This window comes from Phytoactinopolyspora endophytica, from assembly GCF_004138495.1.
In the GTDB taxonomy this organism is placed as follows: Bacteria; Actinomycetota; Actinomycetes; order Jiangellales; family Jiangellaceae; genus Phytoactinopolyspora; species Phytoactinopolyspora endophytica.
In genome coordinates, this window is sequence record NZ_ML142851.1 from 508,191 (window position 1) to 511,044 (window position 2,854).

Annotated in this window: 1 protein-coding gene and 1 pseudogene; one reads left to right on the plus strand and one right to left on the minus strand. The window is 68.0% G+C overall.

Annotated features, from left to right (window positions below; all coding sequences use genetic code 11):
• Positions 1-1,812, plus strand: a 1,812-nt coding sequence (locus ELR45_RS08190) for a glycosyltransferase family 39 protein (protein WP_165367586.1), incomplete at its 5' end; no start/stop codon positions are given.
• 82 nt (positions 1,813-1,894) lie between these two features.
• Here the strand turns inward: ELR45_RS08190 and ELR45_RS34790 are convergent.
• Positions 1,895-2,854 (minus strand): annotated as a pseudogene (locus ELR45_RS34790) (hypothetical protein); the annotation flags it as partial.

Here is a 2,854-nt window from a genome sequence, read left to right on the forward strand (position 1 = left end):
GTCGCGAGCCCGCACCGCTCCGAGCGCCCCGCGACGTCGGCGCTGCCACGCATCAGCGACGCGTATCGACGCGTCGGCTCCTGGCTCCATGGCGAGGCGTTGTTGGTGGCGCTTTTGGTGGCGTCGTTCATCGCGCGCTGGCTGCTGGCCGACCGGAACTCGTACTGGGTCGACGAGCTGTACTCGGTCGCTGTCTATGGCCGGTGGAACGACGGTGCGCTCGCCGCGGTGAACAACCTGGCCGAGAACTCGGTCCACCCGCCGCTGTACCAGTTCGTCCTGTACCACTGGATGAACGTCTTCTCCGACTCCGAGGTCGCGACGAGGTCGTTGTCCAACCTCTACGTCACGCTGGCCACACTGTTCCTCTACCTGCTGGTGCGAGACGTGTTCTCACGGCGCGCCGCCCTGGCGTCGGCCGTCACGTTCGCGCTGATGTACCTGCCGTTGTACTACGCGCTGGAGACTCGTTCATATGCGCAGACCGTCTTCCTCGTCACCCTGTCGTCGTATCTGCTGTTGCGGATCGTGCGGTCAGGTGCGGATATGGGGTCACGCGCAGGAACCGGCGTGGACGTGGCGGCCAGCACGGACGCAGCCGGCAGGCCGGCCGGCGGCTGGCGGTCCGCGGTGCTCTCGCCGAGCGCGGTGCTGTTCACCCTGACGAACGTGGCGTTGCTGCTGACGCATTATTACAACATCTTCTTCTGGGTGGCCCAGGCCGTCGTCGCGGCCGCGTTCGTCCTGGGAGACCAGGTGAGGTGTGAAGGAGCATCCGAAGGTCCGGCCCACGGCTCCGCGGGGCCTCCGGACGGGTCCGCGGGGCCGGCACCGCGCGCTGGAGGGTCCCGTTGGCGGAGCCTGTCGGTGCTGGTCGCGGCGTACGTGCTGCAGGGCGCGGTGTTCGCTGCGGTATGGGGGCGGGTGTTCGTCGACGACTTCCGCCGTCGCAGCGACGATTTCGCCGTGAGCGACAAGGTGCAAGGGGTCGACGAGTTGCTCGTCGACCAGGTGGTGAAGCCCAACATCGACGGGCCGCGGCTGGTGTGGTGGATCGGTCTGGCGTGTGCGGCCGCACTGCTGATCCGTTCGCTTGCCGTGCTCGTGCGAGGCGGTCCACTGACGCGCGACCGGCGGCGGGCGTGGACCGTCGTCTACCTCGTGGCCTGGCTGGTGCTCCCGCTGGCGATCGTCTACATCGCCTTCTCGCTGGCCGGCGTCGAACGCTACAACATGCGCTATTTCCTTTTCAGCGTGGTACCGCTGGCTCCACTCGTCGTCCTGACCGTGGAAGAGGCCGGCAGACTGGCCGGACGGGCGTGGCGTCGCTTCCGAGGGAGCGAGCTTCCCGCGGGGGTGACCACTGCGGCCATCGTCGTCGTGATCACCACTCTCGTCCTTCCGGGGGCGCACTCGGCCGCGACGGAGCCCAAAGCCGACTGGCGGGGAAATGTCCACCGCATCGTGGACGTCATAGGTGGCGACGAGGACAGCGACTACGTGGTCCTGGAAGCGTCACACCGTCGCGGCTCCATGGCGAACTTCTACTTCGAACGGTACAGCGACGAGATCCGGGTGCACGATGTGCTGGCGATCGACGACGAGCGAGCCGGCGACGGCACGCACCCGGTCCTCGTCAGCGACGAGGGCGTGATCGCGGAGTACGACTTCCTCGTCGTCCTGTTCCCGCACCTGGTCGCCGGCGACTTCCCGAACGCCCTGGAGGAGCTCGACGAGCGATACGCCGTTCACCATCGCCAGCTCGACGGTGCCGGCCGGGGGTTCATCGTCTACGAGATCCACCCGGACTAGGGCGTGCGGCCTGGACGGAACCACCAGCACTACTGCACCGGTTCGGGGTGGCCTTAGGGGCGCGCGAGCCCCGAGCCTTTGATCATTGCGTCAGAACGGCGGCGTCGCATCTGAGCACGTACGAGATGGTGACCTCTTCGCCGCGGAGGTTCCGCGTCACGTTGTCGTGCTCCACGCAGCCCGCCGCCGGTGGGCTACCGCGATACTTCCGGGCGATCACCCAGACGTCGGCAGAGGTTTCGTTCGTGATGGCCTCGTCCACGGGGTCGCGCTGCGACGCGTCGTCATCCTCTGAGACGTCGCTGCCCTGATCGGCCAGGAACACGTCGACCTTCGGGTTACCGGCGCAGCGTTCGACCGTGGGCTGGACCATGTCACCGGAGATCAAGAGGGTTGCTCTTGTGTAGCACCATGCCGGCTCACCGGCCGGGACCCGGGTGAGGGCTTCACGACCGGACACCCAGTGCATGTCCGACTCCCAGCGGTCGTTGACCGGACCGGCGACCGGGTTCTTGTACACGAAGTTGAACGGGAACAGGCGGGTCTGCTCCAAGGCCGGGACGGCGATCGCGGCGATCACCAGAGCGACGGCCGTAGTCCCCCGCCAGCCCCATCGGAACCGTCGCAGGACCCAGTGGACGGCGAGCCCGGCCAGCGCGGCGAGCGCGGGCAGGACGTAGAGGTGCTGCCGGAGCCCGGCGTACATCGTCGCGGACGTGATGATCGCCATGGCCGGCAGCGCCAGCGCCTGCACAACCCACAGCAGCATCCCCGCATCTGGGTGCGCCAGCCGGTCCCGGAGACCGCTCGTCGCGCGGACCCGTCGTCGTGCGACTCGGACGACGACCAGCGTGACCCCCGCCGCCGACAGCAGCCCGAGCAGGAGCGGAACGGATCCGCCCACCCACGCGGGCAGATACCACCAGGGCGGCTTCTCGGGTACGAGCCGGCCCGCCGTGAGCGTCGATCCGGTCCAGTGGAAGTCGCTGGATGTCTGTACCGCGCTGAGCAGCCATTCCACGGGTGTTGCGGCATTGCGGTA